Source organism: Amedibacillus dolichus DSM 3991 (assembly GCF_000154285.1).
Taxonomy (GTDB): Bacteria; Bacillota_I; Bacilli_A; order Erysipelotrichales; family Erysipelotrichaceae; genus Amedibacillus; species Amedibacillus dolichus.
In genome coordinates, this window is record NZ_DS483477.1 from 288,833 (window position 1) to 311,415 (window position 22,583).

At 38.4% G+C, this 22,583-nt stretch carries 22 protein-coding genes, 1 tRNA gene and 1 pseudogene; 21 read left to right on the forward strand and 3 right to left on the reverse strand.

The window, feature by feature from the left end; all coding sequences use genetic code 11:
• Positions 1 to 97: 97 nt before the first annotated feature.
• The 6 genes from EUBDOL_RS08600 to EUBDOL_RS08625 all read left to right on the forward strand — a co-directional run bounded on the left by EUBDOL_RS08600 (position 98) and on the right by EUBDOL_RS08625 (position 6,449).
• Positions 98 to 1,165: a lysylphosphatidylglycerol synthase transmembrane domain-containing protein gene (locus EUBDOL_RS08600; RefSeq protein ID WP_004800546.1), complete on the forward strand. Its 1,068-nt coding sequence runs from the start codon at positions 98 to 100 to the stop codon at positions 1,163 to 1,165.
• Positions 1,162 to 3,147 carry a glycosyltransferase gene (locus tag EUBDOL_RS08605; RefSeq protein WP_004800547.1) on the forward strand — a complete coding sequence of 662 codons (1,986 nt, stop codon included), beginning with the start codon at positions 1,162 to 1,164 and terminating at the stop codon, positions 3,145 to 3,147. Before EUBDOL_RS08600 ends, EUBDOL_RS08605 begins: the two co-directional genes overlap by 4 nt.
• Positions 3,137 to 4,075, forward strand: a complete 939-nt coding sequence (locus EUBDOL_RS08610) for a 3'-5' exoribonuclease YhaM family protein (protein WP_004800548.1) — start codon at positions 3,137 to 3,139, stop codon at positions 4,073 to 4,075. Before EUBDOL_RS08605 ends, EUBDOL_RS08610 begins: the two co-directional genes overlap by 11 nt.
• 106 nt (positions 4,076 to 4,181) lie before the next feature.
• Entirely contained in the window at positions 4,182 to 5,483 is a 1,302-nt protein-coding gene (gene rimO, locus EUBDOL_RS08615) for a 30S ribosomal protein S12 methylthiotransferase RimO (protein ID WP_004800549.1), read from the forward strand.
• On the forward strand, positions 5,477 to 5,977 hold the full coding sequence (locus tag EUBDOL_RS08620) for a DNA-deoxyinosine glycosylase (RefSeq protein ID WP_004800550.1): 501 nt from the start codon (positions 5,477 to 5,479) through the stop codon (positions 5,975 to 5,977). The genes rimO and EUBDOL_RS08620 overlap by 7 nt, the downstream gene beginning before the upstream one ends.
• Positions 5,958 to 6,449 carry a GNAT family N-acetyltransferase gene (locus EUBDOL_RS08625; protein ID WP_022420330.1) on the forward strand — a complete coding sequence of 164 codons (492 nt, stop codon included), beginning with the start codon at positions 5,958 to 5,960 and terminating at the stop codon, positions 6,447 to 6,449. Before EUBDOL_RS08620 ends, EUBDOL_RS08625 begins: the two co-directional genes overlap by 20 nt.
• A 61-nt stretch (positions 6,450 to 6,510) precedes the next feature.
• On the opposite strand, the gene EUBDOL_RS08630 is transcribed toward EUBDOL_RS08625, so the two are convergent.
• Positions 6,511 to 6,586 (reverse strand) — tRNA-Lys (locus EUBDOL_RS08630).
• A 263-nt stretch (positions 6,587 to 6,849) separates the two neighbouring features.
• On the opposite strand from EUBDOL_RS08630, the gene EUBDOL_RS08635 reads away from it, so the two are divergent.
• The 9 genes and pseudogenes from EUBDOL_RS08635 to asnA all read left to right on the forward strand — a co-directional run bounded on the left by EUBDOL_RS08635 (position 6,850) and on the right by asnA (position 13,251).
• Positions 6,850 to 7,512 (forward strand): response regulator transcription factor, encoded by a 663-nt coding sequence (locus EUBDOL_RS08635; RefSeq protein ID WP_040463679.1) that lies wholly within the window; start codon positions 6,850 to 6,852, stop codon positions 7,510 to 7,512.
• Positions 7,513 to 7,601: 89 nt separating this feature from the next.
• Positions 7,602 to 8,441 carry an ABC transporter ATP-binding protein gene (locus EUBDOL_RS08640; RefSeq protein WP_004800553.1) on the forward strand — a complete coding sequence of 280 codons (840 nt, stop codon included), beginning with the start codon at positions 7,602 to 7,604 and terminating at the stop codon, positions 8,439 to 8,441.
• Positions 8,434 to 9,267, forward strand: a complete 834-nt coding sequence (locus EUBDOL_RS08645) for an ABC transporter permease subunit (protein WP_004800554.1) — start codon at positions 8,434 to 8,436, stop codon at positions 9,265 to 9,267. Before EUBDOL_RS08640 ends, EUBDOL_RS08645 begins: the two co-directional genes overlap by 8 nt.
• A 13-nt stretch (positions 9,268 to 9,280) precedes the next feature.
• Entirely contained in the window at positions 9,281 to 10,168 is an 888-nt protein-coding gene (locus EUBDOL_RS08650; RefSeq protein WP_004800555.1) for a sensor histidine kinase, read from the forward strand.
• A 293-nt stretch (positions 10,169 to 10,461) separates the two neighbouring features.
• The gene (infC, locus tag EUBDOL_RS08655) at positions 10,462 to 11,013 is read left to right on the forward strand and encodes a translation initiation factor IF-3 (protein ID WP_420482114.1); all 552 of its coding nucleotides are present in this window, start codon (positions 10,462 to 10,464) and stop codon (positions 11,011 to 11,013) included.
• A gap of 24 nt (positions 11,014 to 11,037) precedes the next feature.
• Positions 11,038 to 11,232, forward strand: a complete 195-nt coding sequence (gene rpmI, locus EUBDOL_RS08660) for a 50S ribosomal protein L35 (RefSeq protein ID WP_004800557.1) — start codon at positions 11,038 to 11,040, stop codon at positions 11,230 to 11,232.
• Between the two features lie 26 nt (positions 11,233 to 11,258).
• Positions 11,259 to 11,612 (forward strand): annotated as a pseudogene (gene rplT / locus EUBDOL_RS08665) (50S ribosomal protein L20); the annotation flags it as partial.
• A 66-nt stretch (positions 11,613 to 11,678) separates the two neighbouring features.
• The gene (locus EUBDOL_RS11750; protein ID WP_235713711.1) at positions 11,679 to 11,774 is read left to right on the forward strand and encodes a Rho termination factor N-terminal domain-containing protein; all 96 of its coding nucleotides are present in this window, start codon (positions 11,679 to 11,681) and stop codon (positions 11,772 to 11,774) included.
• A 460-nt stretch (positions 11,775 to 12,234) separates the two neighbouring features.
• Positions 12,235 to 13,251: an aspartate--ammonia ligase gene (asnA, locus tag EUBDOL_RS08670; RefSeq protein ID WP_004800559.1), complete on the forward strand. Its 1,017-nt coding sequence runs from the start codon at positions 12,235 to 12,237 to the stop codon at positions 13,249 to 13,251.
• Between the two features lie 31 nt (positions 13,252 to 13,282).
• On the opposite strand, the gene EUBDOL_RS08675 is transcribed toward asnA, so the two are convergent.
• Entirely contained in the window at positions 13,283 to 14,935 is a 1,653-nt protein-coding gene (locus tag EUBDOL_RS08675; protein WP_004800560.1) for an Rqc2 family fibronectin-binding protein, read from the reverse strand.
• Positions 14,936 to 15,093: 158 nt separating this feature from the next.
• On the opposite strand from EUBDOL_RS08675, the gene gmk reads away from it, so the two are divergent.
• Complete coding sequence (gmk, locus tag EUBDOL_RS08680) at positions 15,094 to 15,666, forward strand: guanylate kinase (protein WP_022420336.1); 573 nt, start codon at positions 15,094 to 15,096, stop codon at positions 15,664 to 15,666.
• 51 nt (positions 15,667 to 15,717) lie between these two features.
• Here gmk and gdhA read toward each other — a convergent pair whose 3' ends face one another.
• Complete coding sequence (gene gdhA, locus EUBDOL_RS08685) at positions 15,718 to 17,049, reverse strand: NADP-specific glutamate dehydrogenase (protein ID WP_004800562.1); 1,332 nt, start codon at positions 17,047 to 17,049, stop codon at positions 15,718 to 15,720.
• Between the two features lie 218 nt (positions 17,050 to 17,267).
• On the opposite strand from gdhA, the gene EUBDOL_RS08690 reads away from it, so the two are divergent.
• The 5 genes from EUBDOL_RS08690 to EUBDOL_RS08710 all read left to right on the forward strand — a co-directional run bounded on the left by EUBDOL_RS08690 (position 17,268) and on the right by EUBDOL_RS08710 (position 22,466).
• Positions 17,268 to 17,495 (forward strand): FeoA family protein, encoded by a 228-nt coding sequence (locus tag EUBDOL_RS08690; protein ID WP_040463680.1) that lies wholly within the window; start codon positions 17,268 to 17,270, stop codon positions 17,493 to 17,495.
• A complete protein-coding gene (feoB, locus tag EUBDOL_RS08695; protein WP_004800564.1) occupies positions 17,492 to 19,570 on the forward strand; it encodes a ferrous iron transport protein B in 2,079 nt (692 codons plus the stop codon). The genes EUBDOL_RS08690 and feoB overlap by 4 nt, the downstream gene beginning before the upstream one ends.
• Positions 19,571 to 19,696: 126 nt before the next feature.
• Entirely contained in the window at positions 19,697 to 20,317 is a 621-nt protein-coding gene (locus EUBDOL_RS08700; protein ID WP_004800565.1) for a cysteine hydrolase family protein, read from the forward strand.
• A gap of 15 nt (positions 20,318 to 20,332) precedes the next feature.
• Complete coding sequence (locus tag EUBDOL_RS08705; RefSeq protein ID WP_004800566.1) at positions 20,333 to 21,814, forward strand: nicotinate phosphoribosyltransferase; 1,482 nt, start codon at positions 20,333 to 20,335, stop codon at positions 21,812 to 21,814.
• Entirely contained in the window at positions 21,804 to 22,466 is a 663-nt protein-coding gene (locus EUBDOL_RS08710; protein WP_004800567.1) for a hypothetical protein, read from the forward strand. The genes EUBDOL_RS08705 and EUBDOL_RS08710 overlap by 11 nt, the downstream gene beginning before the upstream one ends.
• Positions 22,467 to 22,583 lie beyond the last annotated feature (117 nt).

Consider the following 22,583-nt stretch of genomic DNA (forward strand, 5'->3'; position numbering starts at 1 on the left):
TTGAAAAGGTTACACTATTGTCATGTAAATCATAAAGGGAGTATGCTATAATAGACATGTTCGAATGTGCGGCTTTGGCACATACAGGTGGTATTCTATGAAACAATCAATACGTAGCTATATTTTAAATTTTATAATTATCTTAGGGTTCACAGCTGCAGTTCTTTGGTTTGCGTTAAAAGACAACTTTCATTCCATAATGGAGCTGATTGGAAACATTCCTTTTTTGTGGCTTTTTGTCATTCTTGGTTGGGGTATAGTTTATGCCGGTGTCATCGGGCTTATCTTAACGGTATTGACACGGCGTTATCACAAGCAATATACCTTTTTAAAGGGATTCCAAAATGCACTTGTGGGATATTTCTTTTCCGGTATTACACCAAGTGCAACCGGAGGACAATTTGCACAGGCATATATTTTAAAAAAACAAGGGATCAAGCTGGCAGAGGGTGCTTCTATTCTATGGGCGGATTTTATTATTTATCAAACCGTAATGATGGTTTACGTAACGGTGCTGTTTTTGATGCGCAGTGCTTATTATATGGAAATCGTCGGTACATGGTTTTGGGCGATTATCGTCGGTTATCTTGTCAATGTAGGGGTTATCGCTTTGTTATGGACGATGGCTTTATTTCCTAAGCTTTATGTGTGGCTTTCTCAGCGTATGGTTTCTTTATTAGCAAAATTGCATCTTGTAAAGGATAAGGAAAAAACTTTGTCAAGCTGGAAGCTGCAGGTCGAGGGGTTTACCAATGAAATTAAGCAGATACGCCACGAGCATCGCTTAATTGTGAAAGCTGTTTTGTTAAATGTTTTACGTATGACGATTCAGCTCACGTTGCCTTTTGTGATTGCCCGCTCCTTGGGATTGCCACTTGGTTGGGATAAGCTGATCGATTCTATGGCACTAGCAAGTTTTGTTTTGATGGTCAATGCTTTTTTTCCTGTTCCGGGAGCAAGCGGAGGAACGGAATTTGCCTTTACCCAGCTATATATCTTTTTGGTGGGACCGGGAGCCGCAGCGAGCAGCATCATGATTTTGTGGCGTTTTTCAACCTATCATATTGTATTGATTGCCGGAGCCTTCGTATTTTTGTATTTGAAGCACCGCTATGATAATGAAAAGTATAAAAAGCAAGCAATAATAAAGGAGGTTACTTCATGAGGATTGGATTATTTACAGATACGTATCTACCGGATATCAACGGTGTGGTATCCTCTGTGGTTACATTGCAAACGGAATTGGAAAAGCATGGACATGAGGTGTTTGTGATTGCCAATCATAAAGCACTTACTAGCAAATGGGATGGAAATGTTTTGCGTCTGCCCGGTTTGGAATTGAAATGGTTATATGGCTATAAACTCTCTACCCCTTTTCATCAAAGTGCCAAAGAAGAAATTCGAAAACTGAAATTGGATATTATTCATGTGCATACGGAATTCGGTGTTGGAATGTTCGGACGTATTGTTGCCAAATATTTGAATATTCCGGTTGTATCTACTTATCATACGATGTATGAGGATTACACTCATTATTTGATTCCTTTTGAGAATGAAGAGGTTGATCGTGTAGGCCGCAGAATTGTGGGGAGTGTTTCACGTGTGTTTGCGGAAAATGTGCAGGCAATGATTGCTCCGAGCGAAAAGACGAAGGAAACTTTGTTAAAATACGGAGTAACAACTCCGATCTATATTATTCCAACCGGTTTAAGCTTTGAAAAATTTAATGTTGAGAATATTGATGTTGAAAGGGTTTGTCAGATTCGTCAAAGCTATGGTATCAAGGAAGATGAAAAGCTCGTTGTTTATGTTGGACGAATTGCACAGGAAAAAAGTATTGAAATACCTATCGAAGGGTTTCGCTATGTAAAAAATCCTAAGATTAAGATGATGATTGTCGGTGGCGGACCGCAGCTTGAGGAGCTGAAAGAGCTGGCAAGAAGCTATCGGCTGCAAGAGCGTATTATTTTTACGGACAAAGTGGAAAACGATGAGGTTCCATATTACTATGCTTGTGCGGATTGCTTTGTATCTGCCAGTTTGACAGAAACACAGGGCATGACCTTTATCGAAGCATTGGCTTGCGGCTTACCGGTGTTCGCTCGTCCCGATGAGGTGCTTGAGGATTTGGTCTTTGAAAACGAAAGTGGCTTTCTTTTTGATACTGGAAAAGAATTTGCACAAAAGCTGGAGGATTATATGGGACGCGCTAAAGAGGAACAAGAGCGCTTGCATATACGTGCCAAAGAATGCGTGAAGAAATATGATGCCGATGTTTTTTATTCTAAGGTGCTTTCAGTCTATTTCCAGGTGTTGGACGATTTTCAAGATGCCTATGAAGTAACAAAGGTCAAAATGCTTGATGATTATGTACGCATTTATGTTATGAATGATAAAGAGGACGAGCCGAAGAAGCTGATGATTGATTTAGAGGATTATTTCTTGTATAAGATTCGTTTGCATACGATGTTAGATCGTCATACGGTACAGGAATTTGAACAAAAGGAAGCTTATCTCAATGCCTATCGCAATGCCATTCGACGTTTGCGTATGCGTGATTATACACGTAAGGAAATGGAACAGGTGCTTGCAAAGCTTCCTGGTATGAGTGATGCATCGGTACAGAAGATGCTAAATGAATTGGAACAAAAGGGATATATCAATGATGCCTTGTATATGGCGAATAAGATTGAAAAAATGCAGTATTCTTTAAGTGGAAAAGGAAGAATTCGTAAAACGCTGATCAATAAAGGGATTTCTAAGGAAGCGGTTGATGAGGCATTAGCAGACTTCAAAGATGAGGAGGAACGTGAAAAGGCCTTGAAAATGGCAGAAAAGCTGCGAGAAGGCTTAAAGGGAAAATCTGCCGCAATGAAGACACAAGCGATGATTCGAAAGTTGATTTCGTATGGTTTTGATAACGATATTGCCAAAGCAACGGCTGGTATTCTTAATTTCGAAGCGGAAGATGATCGCGAAGCGCTTGAAAAAACGATTCAAAAAGCAATTCGTGGCAATCAGCGGAAATATCAGGGTAAGGAATTAAAAGAACGGGTATATGCATATTGTATGCGAAAGGGCTTCGCATCAAGTGAAATACGAGCGATATTAGAGGAAATGGAGTGGGAAGAGCTACATGAAAATTAAGGAATTACAAGATGGATTCAAAGGAACTGTTCGTGTTCTTTTAACCAATGTAAATCGAGGAGTAACGAATAAAGGAGCACCGTATTTGTCTTTTACGCTTCAAGACGACAGCGGGGTGCTGGACGCAAAGTATTGGAATGTTAGTGAGGAGGCATTGCATAGTTTTGAAGCAGGACAGATCGTTGATGTTTACGGAGATGTAATCACACATCAAAAGCAGCTGCAATTTCGGGTGAATAAAGCGACCTTGGTAGAGGGCGAAGAAAGCATGATATTGGACTATGTTCCGGCCGGCCCTTATACACAGGAAGAATTAAAGGAAGGTATTTACGGCTATATCGAAAGCTTTGAAAATTCGATCTTAAAGGCTATTGTGCAAGCGGTCATGAAGCGACATCAGCAGGATTTCTTTGTGTACCCGGCAGCTATGCGCAATCATCATGATTTTGTCGGTGGTTTAGCTACGCATGTGTTAGGTATGCTGCAAATGGGAGAGAGCGTATGCAGGCAATATGAGAATTTGCACAGAGATTTGTTGTTGGCAGGAATTTTATTACATGATGTAGGAAAGCTTGTTGAATTGAGCGGAGCGATTGTTACGGAATATACGATGCAAGGTAAACTTTTGGGGCATATTTCCATTATGCAAGCAGAAATCGATCAAATTGCCACAGAAATAGGTGTTGCGGAAAGTGAGGAGGCTATTTTACTTCGTCATATGGTCTTATCTCATCATGGTGTGTACGAATATGGCTCACCGGTACTGCCGATGATTCCGGAGGCGGAGGTACTCTATCTATTGGATAATTTAGATGCACGTATGCATACGATGAAAAAAGCGTTGGCTAATATCGCAGATGGTGAATTTTCACAGCGTGTATTTGCTTTGGAAAACCGTATGCTATATAAAAGTAAGTTAGGGAAGTAGCGAAAATGCACTTCCTTTCTTTATGACAAAGTGAAAATAAGATGATAAAAGAATACATTTTAGAGATTTCGTGATATAGTAATATACGAAAAAATGAGGTGATATTGTGAAGGTAGGATTTGTATCGTTAGGTTGTAGTAAAAACTTGGTAGATAGTGAAAAAATGATGGGTATGCTTGTAAGCGGACAGCATGAGCTGGTAAGCGATCCTGCGCAGGCAGAAGCGATCATTATCAATACTTGCGGTTTTATCAATTCCGCGAAAGAAGAAGCGATTGCCACTATTTTCAAAATGGCAGAGTATAAGAAGGATAAATGCAAACGTTTGATCGTAGTTGGGTGCTTAGCTCAGCGTTATAAGGAAACTTTAGAGGAGGAAATTCCGGAAATTGATGCTGTTATCAGTATTCGTGAGTATCCGCATCTGCATGAAATTTTGAAGGAATTGTTAGATGAACACGATCTTGTCAGTTATGATAAATGTGAACGAAAGGTTTCCAGTCGTCCTTGGACCGCATATTTAAAAATTGCCGAGGGCTGTAGCAATCGCTGTACGTATTGTGCGATTCCGCTGATTCGTGGAGATAATGTTTCTTTTCCAATGGAGGATTTGGTAAAAGAAGCTAAGCAGCTTGCTCAGCGTGGGGTAAAGGAATTAGTGTTGATTGCACAGGATACAACAAAGTATGGTTTGGATCGCTATGGAAAGCTATCCCTTTTGGAATTGCTGAAGCAGCTGCATGAAATCGAAGGCTTTCATTGGATTCGTATTTTATATATGTACCCCGATGAAATCGAAGATGAATTGATTGAAGGAATGGCACGTTTACCGAAGGTATTGCCATATTTCGATATACCGATGCAGCATGCGAACAATCGAATGCTGAAAGCGATGAATCGCAGAGGGACCAAAGAAGAAGTTTTACGCTTGTGTGAAAAAATACGAAATACATTTGAAAATCCTACCCTGCGAACAACCTTTATTGTCGGTTTTCCTAGTGAAACGCATGATCATTTTAATGAGCTGATGGAGTTTGTTAATGATGTTCATTGGGATCGCATGGGAGCTTTCCCATATTCTCCGGAAGAGGATACACCGGCCTTCGATATGGAGCAAGACGTTAGTGAGGAAGAAAAACAGCGCCGTTTGGAACAGCTGATGCTGCGTCAAGAGGAAATATCATTACAAAATCAACAAAAGATGATTGGCCAGGTAATTGAAGTATTGGTTGAAGATCAGGAAGGACTCAGCGGCTTGTATCGCGGACGTGGAAAGTCCAGCGCACCTGATGAGGTCGATGGTATCGTAATTTTCAAAAGTGATCGCTTTATTCCTTATGGAAGCTTTGTAAAGGTACGTGTTACAGAAGCTTTTCCACATGATTTAAAGGGAGTGGAAGTGTGCTAGTCGGCTTTGATCCAATTACCTCGAAAGAACCCTATGTTTTGATACTCGGCTCGATGCCGAGTATCACTTCTTTGGAAAAGCAAGAGTATTATGGCTTTGCACACAATCACTTTTGGAAGTTCATGGCAAATATATTTGCTATGCCAACGGATACCTATGAACAAAAAAAGGCAATCATTAGAAAGCGGCATTTGGCATTATGGGACGTGATTCATAGCTGTGAGAGAGAAGGAAGTTTGGATAGTGCGATTCGCAAGGAGCGTGTTAATGATATTGCGGGTTTTATACAAAAACATACCACTATACGTCTTGTGATTTGTAATGGCAAAAAAAGTTATGAGCTTTATCAAAAGCATTTTCAAAATCTCGGTGTATCTTGTGTGTATCTAGGCAGTACCAGCAATGCCAATCGTTCCATTAAAGAAAATATTTTATATGAGCAGTGGAAACAGACCTTATGGGAGGCTTTAGGCTATGGAAATAAGACAATGTGAGAATCAAGAACAGCTAAAGCAGCTGGCGGATCTTGCTGATGTGATATGGCATGAATATTTCGTTTCTTTACTAAGTAAGGAACAGATTGATTATATGGTAGAAAAATTTCAAAGCTATGATGCTATTGATAGAGCTATAAAAGAAGAAGGCTATACATATTTTCTTGCTTATGAGGAACAAACTTTAATTGGCTATATGGGAGTAAAATTAGAAGAAAAGCGATTATTCCTAAGTAAATTGTATTTGCGTAAAGATAAGCGAGGACAAGGTCTGGCTTCTATTTTATTGCAAAAGGCTGTTGATTATGCAATTGTGAATGGTAAGCAAAGCATCTATCTAACTTGTAATAAGTACAATCAGCATAGCTTAGATGTGTATCATCGAAAGGGATTTTATGATATAGATGCCGTTGTCAGCGATATCGGACATGGCTTTGTTATGGACGATTATATTTTGCAAAAGGATTTATGATAAAATATACAAATATACAAAAAAGCTTTCCTCGTATTGAAGAAAGCTTTTTATATTTAACTGGTGACCCCTCAGGGAATCGAACCCTGGACCCACTGATTAAGAGTCAGTTGCTCTGCCAGCTGAGCTAAGGAGTCATTTTTTGATTGCTTAATTATTATAGCAGATATTAAGAATAATTCAAGAGGAAATTTCAAAAAATGAAAAGACTTCTTCTTGGATATAGCTGCGAACTGCTACAAATGATTTGAAACATAAAGACAGGCGTAACAAATGGCAGTTAAGATAAGTGTAGTATTAAACAATAAAGGTATAGCTAGGGGATTAGCCTACTCAAAATTCTGTTGTTGAGCGAATTATATATCGGTATAATAGTAGTACGACAGATGGGGTGATGAAGATGAAGCATATTTTAATTGTTGATGATGACATTCATATAAATGAAATGTTGGAAGAAGTTTTGAAGCATGAAAGACATACGGTTTCTCATGCGTACTCCGGAACCGAAGCATTATTGTTTTTAACAGACAGAAACCCTGATCTGATTTTGCTTGACTTAATGCTACCGGGATTATCAGGAGAAGAATTGTTGCCGCATATAGCAGGGATTCCGGTGATTGTTATGAGTGCAAAAGTAGATGTAGAAGATAAGGTATCGCTTTTACTTGGTGGAGCCGTTGATTATGTTACAAAGCCGTTTGATACAAAAGAATTACTGGCTCGAATCACTGTCGCACTACGAACTCCAACACCCTCATTAAGCAGAATATTGAAATTTCAGGACATAGTGTTGGATACATACACGCATGAGGTATTCGTTGCAGATAAAAAAGTAAAATTAACAAGAACGGAATATGCTATTTTAAAATTGTTACTGCAAAACCCGAAACAAGTAGTTGTAAAATCGATTCTTTTAGACAAAATCAGCGAGAATACACCGGATTGTACCGAAGGCTCATTGAAAATGCACATCAGCAATTTAAGAAAAAAGCTTCGTGATATAAGCGGAAAAGATTATATTGAAGCTGTTTGGGGGATTGGTTTTAAAATGAGGACAGAATAAATATTTACTGTTTCTTTACTGTTTTCTTTACCGTTTGTTTTACTCTTATAAGATAGAATGATTGCATCGGAAAACAGGAGGTAACTATCATGGAATATGTTCTTAAAACAAATTCTTTATGCAAAAGCTATGGAGGTTTCCGGGCGCTTAATGGTGTATCGATGAGTGTTCCGAAAGGAGCGATTTATGGATTTATAGGGAAAAACGGAGCCGGAAAGACAACGTTCATTCGAATCATTTGCGGTTTACAAGAACCTACATCGGGGGATTATGTCCTATATGGTAAAAATAACACCGATAAGGATATTGTGAAATCACGGCGCAGAATGGGAGCGATTGTTGAAACACCGTCAATTTATCTTGATATGACTGCCGAAGATAATTTGAAAACCCAATATCGTATTTTGGGGCTGCCGTCTTTTGATGGACTGAATGATATACTAAAGCTTGTTGGTCTTGAAAATACAGCTAAGAAAAAAGCAAAGCATTTTTCTTTGGGTATGCGCCAAAGACTGGGGATTGCTATTGCTTTGGTAGGAGATCCGGATTTTTTGATTTTAGATGAACCGGTTAATGGACTTGATCCTCAGGGAATCGTTGAGATAAGAGAGTTGATTTTAAAACTGAATCATGAAAAACAAATTACAGTTTTGATTTCCAGTCATATCCTAGATGAATTATCGAGATTAGCAACGCATTACGGCTTTATTGATAAGGGACGTATCATAAAAGAAATAACAGCGAATGAATTGGAAATAAAATATAATATCATATCTGATAAAACAGTTGACATCTTTAAGAAAATCAATGTATCGAAGCTGGTAATGCTGCTGTCAAAACGAAGCTGTGAAGTGATTTCTATGACAGAACGTGATGAAAATTTGGAAAGCTATTTTATCAATTTGATAGGAGGAGTAACCTATGAATAGATTATGGATAGCGAACATTATGCGAATGGTCAAGAATAAGCTTTTTTGGTTAGCGGTTGTTTTTATGTCATTGGTCGGTATAGGATTTCCTATCATGAATTATATGGTTATGATAAAAAATGATTTTCCGTTATTTATTGATAATAGCTTTTTTATGGGGACAATGTTTATCGGGATTCTCTTATCGATATTTTGTAGTTTATTTATAGGTACAGAGTATAATGACGGGGTGATTCGTAATAAAATCATTGTAGGGAAGAATAGGATAGCAATTTATTTTTCAAATTTATTAACTTGTATTTTAGCGGGAATTTTAATGTGCTTTGTATCTTTGATAAGCTGTTTTATCGTAGGGATACCGCTACTGGGGGCATTTCAAAGTGAGATAAGCGTTATCATTCGATTGGCAATATGTATGTTGTTGTTATCTGTTTCCTTTGCTTCAATCTATACTTTTATTACGATGATAATTCCTAACAAAGCTACATCAGCAGTGATATGTTTATTAACTGCATTTCTCTTTCTTGGCGTATCAACCTATATATCTGCACGCTTAAATGAGCCTAAGGTGTATGATGAGTATGTCTACATGAATGAATCAGGGCAGATGAAAACCGAAAAAGCAGAACCGAATCCGAATTATGTCAGCGGAACAAAAAGAGAATTATACGAGTTTATAAATGAGTTTTTGCCAGGAGGGCAATCGTTTAAAATCGCCCAAATGTCTTCTGAAAGTCCGGAGAGATTGATGATATATTCGATAGTAATCATTGTGCTTACAACCGGAGCAGGAGTTTGGATCTTCAAGAAAAAAGATTTGAAATAAAGGAGTGAGAAGTATGCTATGGTTATGGCTTTTCATAAGCGGACTGATTTTGGTAATTATCTCGTTATTTATCAAGATACATTTATTACGAAAATCTGCAAAAGAGATAGAATGTTCGTTTTCCGAAAGGCTTTTAACCGACAGCAATACTTTGATCGATATTTCAAGCAATGATAAACGTATGCGTCATTTAGCAAATGAAATAAATATTCAATTACGAAAGCTCCGAGATGAACGAAGAAAATTTCAGCTTGGTGATTTAGAAGTAAAAGCTGCAATGACAAATATTTCTCATGATTTACGTACACCGCTAACTGCTATATGCGGCTATTTGGATTTACTTGAACAAGAGGAAAAAAGCGAAACGGTTAATAGATATACAGCTGTTATAAGAAATCGTACGGAAATGCTTAAACAGCTAACGGAAGAATTGTTCCGATATTCTGTGATTTTGGCTTCAGCAGAAGCTTTAAAAATCGAACCTGTCGTTATTAACAATATATTAGAGGAAAGTATCGCCTCGTTTTACACGGCCTTAAAGGAAAAGCAGATCGTTCCTAAAGTCAGCATTCCACAGAAGAAGGTCATTCGTGATCTTGACCGTTTTGCATTATCAAGGATATTTGCAAATTTATTGAATAATGCGATCAAGTACAGCAACGGTGATTTAGAAGTTACGTTATCTGAAAATGGAGAAATCCGCTTTATAAACCATGCTTCGGATTTGAGTGAAATAGAGGTAGGAAAGCTGTTTGATCGATTTTATACTGTTAATAATGCCGGGAATTCGACCGGGCTTGGATTATCTATATCAAAAGCATTGGTTGAAAAGATGAATGGGACAATTTCAGCGGAGTATCATGACGGAATGCTTACTATTTGCATTCTATTTGGTTTATGAGTTTTTCATACAGAGATAATCGCAGGACTTGCAGATTTGTTTAAATATAAAGCAGGCAAGCGGATTGGTAAGTAATATATACGAAGCAAATATTTACACAAATACCAAATAAGGCTTGCATTCCCATTTGGGATATGGTATTATCATAAAGCAGAAAAGTTAGTGGAAAGTTAGAAGCGCCCCTTCTCACCTGATGTCCGAAGGCATAGGTTAATGCTACATCATTGTAAATAGCAATTTATGTAGATATTTATAGCGGGTGCTTAATGGTACCCGCTTTTCTTATGGCAACAATGGAGGTGTCTATTATAAATAAGAGAGTTATTCCAAACAACGTGAACGATGATTTGGTAAATGAGAAAATCAAGTTCAAAGAAGTCATGGTGATTGATGCTAATGGTGAAAAGCTAGGCATTAAAATGCGTCGTGAAGCTTTAGAAATCGCGTATGATCAAGACTTGGATTTATTGTGTGTTGCGCCAAAAGCAACTCCACCTGTTTGTAAGGTGCTGAATTATGGAAAGCATCGCTTCGAACAACAGAAAAAAGCGAAAGAAGCAAAACGCAATCAGCAGGTTACGGAAGTAAAGCCAATTCGTTTATCACCGGTTATTGATAAGCACGACTTTGATACAAAAATGCGTCATGCACGCAAGTGGGTAGAGGACGGCATGAAGGTAAAGGTAGATATGCGTTTCCGCGGTCGTTTGATTACCAGACTTGAAGTTGGAAAGAAAATAATGAATAGCTTTATTGAGGAAATATCTGATATTGCGAATGTTGAAAAGAAGCCGATTCTGGAAGGCAACACAATGTCATGTGTTTTGGCACCAAAGAAAAAATAGTAAAGTTACGAGGAGGTACTACTTATGCCAAAGATGAAATCACATAGAGGTTTAGCAAAACGTGTTAAAAAGACAGGTTCAGGGAAATTAAAAAGAAGTCATGCATATACTTCTCACCGTTTCCATGGAAAAACACAGAAACAGAAGCGTCATTTAAGAAAAGCATCTACTGTTCATAGTACAGATATGAAACGTATCAAACAGATGCTAGTGAAATAATCGATAAATCGTAAGGAGGAAATAACATGGCAAGAGTTAAAGGTGGATATGTAACACGTCAGAGAAGAAAAAAAGTATTAAAGTTAGCAAAAGGATACTTCGGTTCCAAGCACATTCTATATAAGACTGCTCACGAGCAGGTAATGCATTCATTCAAATATGCTTACAATGACCGTAAAGATTTGAAACGCAACATGCGTAAATTGTGGATTGCACGTATCAATGCAGCTGCAAGAATGAATGATATTTCTTATTCAAGATTGATGCACGGTTTAAAGCTTGCAAATGTAACAATTAACCGTAAAATGCTTTCTGAAATCGCAATTCATGATGCTGCAGGTTTTACAGCTATCGTTGAAACTGCGAAAAATGCACTTGCTAACCCAAGTGTAGCTGCAAAAGAAGAAGCTGCACCTGCAGTAGAAGCAAATGCTGATTTGGCATCTATGAAGGTTGCTGAACTTCGTGAATTGGCGAAGGCTAAAGGAGTAGAAGGCTACTCAACAATGAAAAAAGCAGAATTGCTTGCTGCTTTGGCTTAATTGATGATAGAAGAAGGACACCGTAAGGTGTTCTTTTTTTAGAATGATTGATCCTTTATGTATGCCAAACGTAGGAAGTGCATCAGTATACGATGTTTTTATCGGACTATAAAAATAATAATAAAAGTCTTTGAAATTGTTATAGTAAAGAAAAGCAGCTTGTTTTCTTTTGTATAAGATACAGCCATTCAGATTGTTTTTATCTATGATTGTTAAGTTAGTGGGTAAAACGATAGATTTATAGTATTTTCTAAAGAAATAACGGTAATAGTCTATAGGATAAAATTATACTAAACTTTTATCTTTAACAATAATGTCAAATGTAAAGCGGCTGTACTCTTATATGATGGGTAAAATAATAAAATGCTTAAATATACGGTATTTATGTGGATAATCGAAAAATAGATATAAAATTCATGTAACATCGTGTATAATATTTACTAAGAAAAGGAGGGGCAGTATGGCAGTTGAACAATTGATATTACCAAAGCATTATGAAAATAAGCTTGATATTATATCAACAGAGGTCGCAATTAAGTATGTAAAGGATTTATTTGAAAGAAGATTGGCACATCATTTGAATCTTATGCGTATTTCAGCTCCTTTGTATGTGCGTAAAAGTAGCGGTTTAAATGATGATTTGAATGGAGTAGAGAGACCGGTAAGCTTTGATATTAAGGAAATTGAGAATGATGATATGGAAATTGTTCATTCTCTTGCAAAATGGAAACGTATGGCACTTTCTCGTTACCATATCGGCTATGGTAAGGGGATTTATACGGATATGAATGCTATACGTCGTGATGAGGTTTTAGATAATCTGCATTCTACATACGTAGACCAATGGGATTGGGAGAAAATTATCGAAGAAAAGGATCGTACTCTTGATTTTTTAAAGCTGACGGTTACACATATCATGAAAGCTTTAAAGGAAACGGAGAAAGAGGTGAATATCGTTTTTGAAAATTTAGAGCCCTTTATTCACGAAGATGTATATTTTATAACAACGCAGGAATTGGAAAATAAATACCCTGATTTATCGCCAAAGCAAAGAGAATATGAGGTTACTAAGCAATATAAAACAGTTTTTTTGATGCAAATCGGAGATGTCTTGGAAAGCGGGGAAAAGCATGATGGACGTGCACCGGATTATGATGATTGGAAGCTGAATGGAGATTTGTTGCTGTATTATCCGCTGTTGGATTGTGCTGTGGAAATCAGCAGCATGGGAATCCGTGTCAACGCGCAAAGTCTAAAAGAGCAGTTAGTAAAGGCGAAGTGTGAGGAACGCTTGCAACTGCCATTTCATCAGCTGTTATTGCGTGATGAACTGCCACTGACCATTGGGGGAGGAATCGGGCAATCTCGCATTTGCTTGATCTTATTAAACAAGGCACATATCGGAGAGGTACAAGTATCGCAATGGAGCGATGCAATGATAGAAGAATGTGAAAAGCATCATATTACATTGTTGTAGGTTAATAAAAAATCGCTGAAAAGCGATCTTTTTATTTTGCTAAATGTTCATCATGTAGCTTTTGAATATAGTTTGCATCAGGATCGATGTAAATGGTTTTGTAATTGGATAAGGATACAAGGCTTCCTTTGTTACCGGGAATTTTTTTTAATTGTCGGACAAGGCAATAATTTACCGGAACACTTGAAGAATACCGCCCTTGCGAGTACCATGCGGCAAGCATAGCGGCATTGCGTAAGGTAGCTTCATCGGGGTGATCTGTTGTAATGATGACATGACTGCCATGCAAATCCTTTACATGCAGCCAGGTGTCTTGCTTTCTAGCTAACTTCCAGGTTACATAATCGTTTTGAAGATTGTTTTTGCCGACATAGATGGTGATATCATCAAACTGAAAGGTTTCAAAATGTGGAAGCTCCTGTTTTTTCTTTTTACGGATTCGAGTCTTTAATGGCTTGATGTAATTTTGCTTGGATAGCTCCTCTCGTATTTCCATTGCATCTTGCATAGAGGCCTGTTCAAGCTGAATTTCCAATGTTTCAAAATATTCGATTTCCTGCTTGCATAGACATATTTGTTCGCTAAGAATATTTTGGGCACGCTTGAACTTATGATATTTTTGATAATAACGATTGGCGTTTTGCTTAAGATCGTAGCGCATATCAATGGGAATGGTAACCATAGCTTCATTTTCAAAAGAGGGAAGCGTAATTTGAGCAGTTTTTTCAATGGTATGCATATAGGCAAACAGTAAATCACCGTATTCCCGATATTTTTCACAATCCATGGCTTCCTCTAGGCTTGCTTCTAACTTAGGCAGCTTTGAGGTATTTTTATGAAGCTCTTTGCGAACAGCCTTAAATAAATCCCCGCTTTGCTGTTTGATGCGCACCTTTTCTTCCTTATGATAAAAAAGAATATCCATGCCCTTCATCAGCGGATAGGTGCGATAAGTACCTTCTAAATGGGTTAAGGGAATGCAATGAAAATACATCTGATCTTTGATATCGCTAATATATAACGTATCGGAAGCGGCTATTTTTTGCATGATATCGTCAAATTCTTCCCCTTGGTGCATACGATATTGAACTTCCTTCGATAATAATGGAGAGAAGCCATGAAATTGTTTGGTTAATGATTCTTCTTTTAAAAAGGGACCATGTTGATAGGGATCTTGCTTATCCTTATGGGGAGCGGGAAGGGTAAATTGAGCACCCGGTAAAATGGTACGGCGATTATTTTCAAAAGGAGGAATACGCTTTAAGGCATCAATGATCCGGTTATCCTCACCGACTAAAACCAGATTAGCATATTTTCCCATCAGTTCAATATAAAAATGATAGCTGTGGATATCTCCCATTTCATTGCAAGCTTCCACGATCATGTGTAAAATACGATCAAGACCAAGCTGCTTGCAGGAGCGAATAATTCCTCCGTCAATCAGCTTACGCAAAAGCATAGTAAAATTTCCCGGTGTTTCCATGGTGGTGTAGCTTTGTTGTGTGAAATGAATACGATTATAAACACTATGTAAGGAAATCATCAATTTTTGATTACCTTTTTGCGTACGCAGTGTAAATAATAATTCCGCATCGGATATTTGTTGTATCTTTAATAGCTTTGCGGGAAGATAGGTATTGATTTCCTTTTGCAGCTGATGAAGCAGCAAGCCATCTAATGCCATATATATGCACCTCCAATGTTAATCATTATAGCATGCTTTTCAATAACAGACCAGCAGAACCATATTGTGATAAAAAAGCTTCATAAACTTAAAAAAGTTATTTGACAAGCACCATATTCATTAGTAAAATGGTAGTAATAACAAGAGAGGTACGCTTTATGAAAAAAGGATTGTTAATCATTATCAGTGGGCCAAGTGGCGTTGGAAAAGGAACGATACGCAGCTATTTTATGAATGATCCAGAGCTGAAGCTGGCGTATTCTATTTCCATGACGACTAGATCTCCTCGTGTTGGAGAAAAAGATGGTATTGATTACATATTTACGACCAAAGCAAAATTTGAAGAGGCGATTGCCAATGATGAGCTTTTAGAATGGGCAGAGTTTGTCGGTAATTACTATGGAACACCGATTTCGCAAATTGAGAAGCTGCGCAATGAAGGAAAAAATGTCATTTTGGAAATTGAGGTTCAAGGAGCTACACAGGTACGTGAGAAATGCCCAGATGCTCTATCTATCTTTATTATACCGCCAAGCATGGAAGAACTGGAAAAGCGGATTCGCGGTCGGCGCAGCGAGCCGGAAGAGGTCGTACAGCAGCGTTTGGCAAAGGCTGATAAGGAAATGAAGATGATGAACAATTATAAGTATATTGTTTGTAACGATGATCCTAAGCTTGCGGCGGATTTGATTTCTTCGATTATAAAGCGTAATATGGAAACAGCGGAATAAATCTTATTCTGCTTTTTTTATGGCAAAGAAAAAAGCTCGCTGTGAACGAGCTTATACAATTCCTTGATCAAGCATGGCATTGGCGACCTTTACAAAGCCGGCAATGTTTGCGCCAAGCATATAATTATCTGCTTCTCCATACTCCTTTGCGGTTTCGGCAACGGTATGGAAAATATTTTCCATGATCGCCTTTAATTTTGCATCTACTTCCTCAAAGCTCCAGCTTAAGCGCTGTGAATTTTGAGACATTTCCAAACCACTGGTTGCGACACCACCGGCATTGCTGGCTTTACCGGGAGCATAAAGAATATGGTTTTCCTGAAGTACATTGATTGCATCGGGAGTCGTTGGCATATTCGCACCTTCGCAAACAGCAATAACACCGTTTTTTACAAGAGCTAAGGCATCTTCCTTATGCAGCTCATTTTGTGTTGCACATGGCAAGGCAATATCACAAGGAACATGCCAAATCGTTTTTTTATTAGAAAAGACAGCTCCCTTTACGGCATCGGCATATTCATGAATGCGAGCGCGACGCTTCTCTTTAATATCTTTCATAATATCAAGCTGAATACCGTTTTCATCAACAACGTATCCACTGGAATCACTCATCGCAATAACCTTTGCGCCTAAGGCAGTTGCTTTTTCCGCTGCATAGATGGCAACATTTCCACTTCCGGAAATAACGACACGTTTCCCTTTGAAGCTATCGTTTTTACTGTTTAGCATTGCTTCGGTGAAATAACAAAGTCCATAACCGGTTGCTTGTGTTCTAGCTAGTGAGCCACCCCAATTTAAGCCTTTTCCGGTTAATACCCCGCTGAATTCATTGCGAATACGCTTGTATTGTCCGAACATATAGCCGATCTCACGTGCTCCGACACCGATATCACCGGCAGGAACATCGGTGTTTGGACCGATGTATTTGCAAAGCTCGCTCATAAAGCTTTGGCAAAAGCGCATGACCTCAGCATCGCTTTTTCCTTTAGGATCGAAATCACTGCCGCCTTTTCCGCCGCCCATCGGAAGTCCGGTAAGTGCGTTTTTAAAAATTTGTTCAAAGCCTAAAAATTTGATAATGCTGATATTCACACTTGGGTGAAAACGCAGTCCCCCTTTATAAGGGCCGATTGCGGAATTAAATTCGACACGATATCCGCGATTGACTTGTACCTTACCTTGATCATCGACCCAAGGAACACGGAAAACAATTTGTCTTTCCGGTTCTACGATACGCTCGAAAATCCCCTTTTCGATATATTCCGGGTGCTTTTCTACAACCTTTTCAAGCGATAGCAACACCTCATCAACAGCTTGTATAAATTCTGCATCATGTGGATTGCGTTTAACTACCGCTTCTTTTACGAAATCTAATGCTCCCATGTAAATCCCTCCTTTTGATATCTTATATTATAAACATAAAATTCCTATTTGGAAACAAAGAATCTTCATTTTTTCATATAAAAGAAAAATATTTTCATCATATATGTAATGTTTTACATATAAGTGATGTCGAATGCTTTTCGTTTAGAACCACAAATTATCGCATAATCCTGACGCTTTTTTCCTCTTTGTTGCGCTAGAGTAAGGAGGGTGATGATATGATGCTACATGAAATAAAAAAGAAACAATGGGGAAAAATTATAGCTATTCACTTGCCTCCATCGGAGATACAACGATTGTTTTCTTATGGGATTTATATAGGCAGCTATATTCAAAAGTGCTATGTAGCGCCCTTAGGTGATCCGATTGCTTTTTATGCAAACGGTGCACAATTGTTTTTGCGTAAACAGGATTGTGAACATATCTTGGTGGAGGAAATGCAATGACTTATACAATAGCATTTGTAGGAAATCCGAATGTCGGAAAAAGTGCATGGATCAATGCCTTGGCGAAGGCGGATTTTAAGGTAGGAAATTGGGCGGGAGTAACGGTGGAAAAAAAGGAAGCCCACGTAGTTTGGGGGAATGAAACGTATCATTTGATTGATTTACCGGGAACGCATAGCTTGGAGGAAGGAGTCAATGAGGAAGGTATCACAGGCTCCTATTTGCGACAAAACAAGGTAGATTTACTAGTTAATGTCCTTGACGCAACCAATCTGGCTGCTAATTTATATTTAACCTTATGCTTGCGAGAACTACAAATACCGATGCTGGTACTGTTTAGCTTTATTGATGAAGTAGAAAATATGAATATGCATATAGATACCTTGGCGATATCACGCAGACTTGCATTGGATTGCTTGGAGGTTAGTGTACTGCATAAACAAGATTATAAGCGTGTACGTAAAGCTATTTGTCAAATGGTGCAAAAACCGGTTGTATATGAACCTTTGTTACAAGGTGAAACAGAGAAGTGCTATGTTTCAATGTTTAATTATTTACAAGCAGTTTTACCACAGTTTTCTCTTGCGGCTTTGCATCGAATCCTATGTGGATATATGGAAAACGATCGACTGGCCTATAAGCAGTTGGAAAGCTTTTCGATAAATATGGAACAGTTGCAAAGTATGCGTAAAGGAATTGATAAGCTGGTATGGCTGAAGGAACGCTATCAAGCGATTCATGGGTTGATGTATTATGTTTCAGGCGATGAGCAGGGGCATTATGCGAAAACACGCAAGCTTGATCGTATCTTTCTTCACCCGATATGGGGATTAGTGCTATTTTTGTTGTTCTTTACAACGCTTCTGTTTTTAATTTTTCAGCTGGCAACTCCATGGAATGATTTTATAGCTTATCTTGTTGAAGTTATCAGTCGTTATGCTTATGTAGGGCTTTCTTTTCTGCCAAACTTTTGGCGTGATGCTTTATTGAAGGGCGTAGTTGCAGGAGTTGGTGGGGTACTTAGCTTTCTGCCTTTGATGCTGTGCTTATATTTTTTTCTTGCTTTTTTAGAGGAAAGCGGCTATATGGCACGCATCAGCTTTTTGATGGATCGTATCATGCGCTGTTTTTATTTAAGCGGAAAAAGTTTTGTAGCCTTAATGCTTGGCTTTGGCTGTAATGTGCCGGCTATTTATGCAACCAAGGCAATGGATAGTGAACAGCAAAAGAAGCTTACTGCTCTGTTGGTACCATTTATGTCTTGTGGGGCACGTTTACCGCTCTATGCTTTGTTTGCCAGTGCTTTTTTTACCAATAAGGGTGGTATCATGATTGTTACAATGTATGCCTTAGGTATTTGTATGGCGTTGCTGTTGGCACTGCTGTTTTCTAAAAGTAAAGTGTTTGCTTCAAGGGCGATGGTGATAGGAGAGCTTCCTTTGTATCGTATACCGCGTTTTTCGGTTGTATGGCAAAAGGTAAAAAAAGAGGTAATGGAGTACATAAAAAAGGCAGTCGGTATTGTGAGCTTGGCAATGCTTGTGATGTGGGGACTTGCTTATTTTCCAAATGGAAATATGGCAAGTGGATATATTGCACAAGGTGCCAAAGCCATGCAGCCGTTCTTTGAGCCATTGGGATTTGGAAATCGTTGGGAAAGCATTGCGGCATTACCGGGTGGAATCATTGCCAAGGAAACGATTGTCGGCTGGTATGAACAGCTTTTACAGGCACAAAAGCCGCAAACGTATGAGCTTTCGTTTCAAGAGGATATCAAAGGAATTGTGAAAGAGGCAAAAAAAGCATTTTATAAGAGCTTTTTGTTTTTTTTACCGCAAGAGGAGGAAAGGGAAAATACCATTTCGGTTTCAATGCTTTGGCAGGATCGCTACGCAAAGCTTCGAGCCTTTTGTTTTATGGTGTATGTCCTATTTAGTATGCCTTGTATCATGAGCTTGCAGGCAATGTGGCATGTATATGGCTGGCGGTTGACACTTTTTTCGATTGGCTTGATGCTGCTTGTGCCCTATGTGAGTACTTTGTTCATCTTTCAGTTGTTCCGCTTGCTTTTGTAATGGAGAAGAGCTCTTTGTAAGAAATAGAGCAATCAATAAAATACCGATTGCTTCCTAATAAAAAAGATTTCAAAATCAAAAAAAAAGGGCTATAATAATAGCATTAAAGAAAAAGGAGTATATGTGATGGCAAGAGTACACAAGGATTTTGCGCATAGCTATCCGACACTTTCCGTGTCCGAGCTGCAAAAGCCGATTTTATTTGTGATAGATATGGTCAATGGATTTGTTAAGGAGGGAGCCTTGCATGATGAGGATATCAATGCTATTAGTGAAAATATCATTGCCCTTGTGAAAAATAACGAGCATCGCTCGGTGTTTGTTTGTGATCGACATGTAGAAGGTACGCGTGAGTTTTTATCTTATCCAGCGCACTGTGTTATAGGCAGTACGGAAACAGAGGTGATTGAGGAATTACAGCCGTATGTTTATGAGGTAATGTATAAAAACAGTACGAATACCTTTACCTGCTTGGAGTTTCAAGAGTTTTTGGAAACACGTATCTTTGATCATCAGGATATTGTGATTACCGGCTGTTGTAGCGATATTTGTATTTTGCAGTTTGCACTTAGCCTAAATGCCTGGCTGAATGAGCACAATGAAGAGGATAAGCGCGTGATCGTACCGATCAACTGTATCGACACGTATCACATTGATGGTGTTCATGATGCTGTGGAAATAAATGAGTTCAGCATTCGCAATATGGCAGCGAACGGCATTTATGTGGTTGAGCAAATTACGGAATAGAAAGAAGGGAATCTAATGGAGCTATATGATCAAAAATTTGATTTTCGTGATGAAAGAAATTTAAGCTTGGTGATGGATTTTTATGAATTAACAATGAGTCAATGCTACTTTAATTCAAAGACGAAGGATAAAATAGTAACCTTTGATTTGTTTTATCGTAAAAACCCCGATCAAGGAGGGTATGCGGTATTTGCCGGCTTGGAAGAGGTTATCGGTTATATTCAAAAACTGCATTTTACGAAAGAGGATATTTCCTATCTTCGTTCATTGAAGCGCTTTAGCGAAACATTTTTACAATACTTAAGCGAGTTTCGATTTACCGGTGATATTTATGCGGTAAAGGAAGGAACACCGGTTTTTCCTAATGAGCCGCTGATTCGTGTTAAGGCGAAGCTGATTGATGCACAATTAATTGAAACTGCCTTATTGCTGTGTGTGAATCATCAAACGATGATTGCGACAAAGGCAAGACGTATTGTACGTGCTGCCGGTGGCAGAGCAATCATGGAATTTGGTGCACGTCGTGCACATAATTTTGATGCTGCTAATTTTGGGGCAAGAGCTGCCTATATCGGCGGAGTAGCGGGAACGGCGACTACCTATGCCGGTCAAAAATTCAAAATGCCGGTTTTAGGAACCATGGCGCATTCCTTTGTGCAGTCGTTTGATAGTGAATACGAAGCCTTTTTAACCTATGCACAATCCTATCCGGAAAGCTGTACGGTGTTGTTGGATACGTATGATACACTGCATAGCGGATTACCGAATGCGATAAAGGTCGCAAAGCAATATCTAGAGCCAAATGGGTATCGGTTAGCCGGTGTGCGCATTGACAGTGGTGATATTGCCTATTTATCAAAGAAGATTCGCAAGGCACTTGATGGAGCAGGTATGCAGGATTGCTCGATTGTCGTATCAAATTCCTTAGATGAGTATTTAATTACCTCCTTGATTTCCCAAGGTGCACAGATCAATAGCATGGGAGTCGGAGAAAATCTGGTTTGCAGTAAATCCACTCCTGTTTTCGGTGGTGTCTATAAGCTTTCATCTGTGTTTGAAGGTGAAAAGAATATTCCGAAAATCAAGGTTAGTGAAAATGTTGAAAAGGTAACCAATCCCGGTTATAAGGATTTGTATCGTATTTATGATAAGGAAAGCGGTATGGCACTTGGTGATCTTATGACATTGCATGGGGAAAAAATAGACATTGATCAGGATCTGACGATTTATCATCAAATGAACAGTTGGAAAAATAAGACGATTCTAGGCGGTACCTATGTAATTGAGGACTTATTGCAGCCGATTTTTATAAATGGAAAGCTGGTATATGATGCCCCAAGCTTAGAGGAAATTCGTGAGCATAGCAAGGAGGCCTTTACGCATATTTGGGACGAAATTCAACGTTTTGAATATCCACAGACCTATTACGTTGATTTAAGTAAAAACTTATTGGATTTGAAGTTATCTATGTTGGAAGAGGTTAAGCATGTCAAATAGTAAGTATGAACATCGATTAAAAAGAATATTGGCAGTTTGTGCCGCTATTTATGTGATTACATTGGCTTATGCGCTGTATCACAACTTCAGTATTAAAGATTATGGAACTTTAGGCATGAGCTGTGTTGCGATTTTTACGCCATTGATCGTTCCGGTCATTTTTAAATTGTTTCGCTTTCAGCCGGTATATGAAATCTATTTGTTATCTACCGTTTTTATGTACTTTGCGTCCTTGGTAGGAAGCAGCTATCATTGGTATTCCTATGTCGGTTTTGATAAGGTACTTCATTTTTGCAGTGGAATTTTCGGTTTGATGATTGCGGTGATTTTATTTTTTGCGATACGCCATAGCAATCAAGTACGAACCAAGGAAGATAAGACCTTATTTTTAATCTTTATCAATGCGGTAAATATGGGGATTGCACTGATCTGGGAGTTTTATGAATATATCTTGTTGGTATTCTTCAATAATGATGCTATCAATCATTATACCCAGGGAGTGCATGATTCGATAACCGATATGCTGTGTGCTACGGTGGCTGGACTTTTATTAACCGTATTGATTGTACGCTATTTAAGAAATGGCAAAGCTAATTTCTTTATCAATGTATATGAAAAGTTTTATACACGAAATATTGAACATAAGCAATAATTCATAGGAGCAGTCTGTTGAAGAACAGGCTGTTTTCTTTTTGAAATATAATAATTTATATAGAAGTGCGAAGATGTTACAATCGTATTTTTAAAGGAAGTTAAAAGTATAAAGAAA

What these genes read in the sequence shown, in the direction of transcription:
- EUBDOL_RS08600 (WP_004800546.1), top strand. Translation starts at nt 98, where the DNA reads ATGAAACAATCAATACGTAGCTATATTTTAAATTTTATAATTATCTTA.
- EUBDOL_RS08605 (WP_004800547.1), top strand. Translation starts at nt 1,162, where the DNA reads ATGAGGATTGGATTATTTACAGATACGTATCTACCGGATATCAACGGT.
- EUBDOL_RS08610 (WP_004800548.1), top strand. Translation starts at nt 3,137, where the DNA reads ATGAAAATTAAGGAATTACAAGATGGATTCAAAGGAACTGTTCGTGTT.
- EUBDOL_RS08625 (WP_022420330.1), top strand. Translation starts at nt 5,958, where the DNA reads ATGGAAATAAGACAATGTGAGAATCAAGAACAGCTAAAGCAGCTGGCG.
- EUBDOL_RS08635 (WP_040463679.1), top strand. Translation starts at nt 6,850, where the DNA reads ATGAAGCATATTTTAATTGTTGATGATGACATTCATATAAATGAAATG.
- EUBDOL_RS08640 (WP_004800553.1), top strand. Translation starts at nt 7,602, where the DNA reads ATGGAATATGTTCTTAAAACAAATTCTTTATGCAAAAGCTATGGAGGT.
- EUBDOL_RS08645 (WP_004800554.1), top strand. Translation starts at nt 8,434, where the DNA reads ATGAATAGATTATGGATAGCGAACATTATGCGAATGGTCAAGAATAAG.
- EUBDOL_RS08650 (WP_004800555.1), top strand. Translation starts at nt 9,281, where the DNA reads ATGCTATGGTTATGGCTTTTCATAAGCGGACTGATTTTGGTAATTATC.
- infC (WP_420482114.1), top strand. Translation starts at nt 10,462, where the DNA reads ATGGAGGTGTCTATTATAAATAAGAGAGTTATTCCAAACAACGTGAAC.
- rpmI (WP_004800557.1), top strand. Translation starts at nt 11,038, where the DNA reads ATGCCAAAGATGAAATCACATAGAGGTTTAGCAAAACGTGTTAAAAAG.
- EUBDOL_RS11750 (WP_235713711.1), top strand. Translation starts at nt 11,679, where the DNA reads ATGAAGGTTGCTGAACTTCGTGAATTGGCGAAGGCTAAAGGAGTAGAA.
- asnA (WP_004800559.1), top strand. Translation starts at nt 12,235, where the DNA reads ATGGCAGTTGAACAATTGATATTACCAAAGCATTATGAAAATAAGCTT.
- EUBDOL_RS08675 (WP_004800560.1), bottom strand. Translation starts at nt 14,935, where the DNA reads ATGGCATTAGATGGCTTGCTGCTTCATCAGCTGCAAAAGGAAATCAAT.
- gmk (WP_022420336.1), top strand. Translation starts at nt 15,094, where the DNA reads ATGAAAAAAGGATTGTTAATCATTATCAGTGGGCCAAGTGGCGTTGGA.
- gdhA (WP_004800562.1), bottom strand. Translation starts at nt 17,049, where the DNA reads ATGGGAGCATTAGATTTCGTAAAAGAAGCGGTAGTTAAACGCAATCCA.
- EUBDOL_RS08690 (WP_040463680.1), top strand. Translation starts at nt 17,268, where the DNA reads ATGATGCTACATGAAATAAAAAAGAAACAATGGGGAAAAATTATAGCT.
- feoB (WP_004800564.1), top strand. Translation starts at nt 17,492, where the DNA reads ATGACTTATACAATAGCATTTGTAGGAAATCCGAATGTCGGAAAAAGT.
- EUBDOL_RS08700 (WP_004800565.1), top strand. Translation starts at nt 19,697, where the DNA reads ATGGCAAGAGTACACAAGGATTTTGCGCATAGCTATCCGACACTTTCC.
- EUBDOL_RS08705 (WP_004800566.1), top strand. Translation starts at nt 20,333, where the DNA reads ATGGAGCTATATGATCAAAAATTTGATTTTCGTGATGAAAGAAATTTA.
- EUBDOL_RS08710 (WP_004800567.1), top strand. Translation starts at nt 21,804, where the DNA reads ATGTCAAATAGTAAGTATGAACATCGATTAAAAAGAATATTGGCAGTT.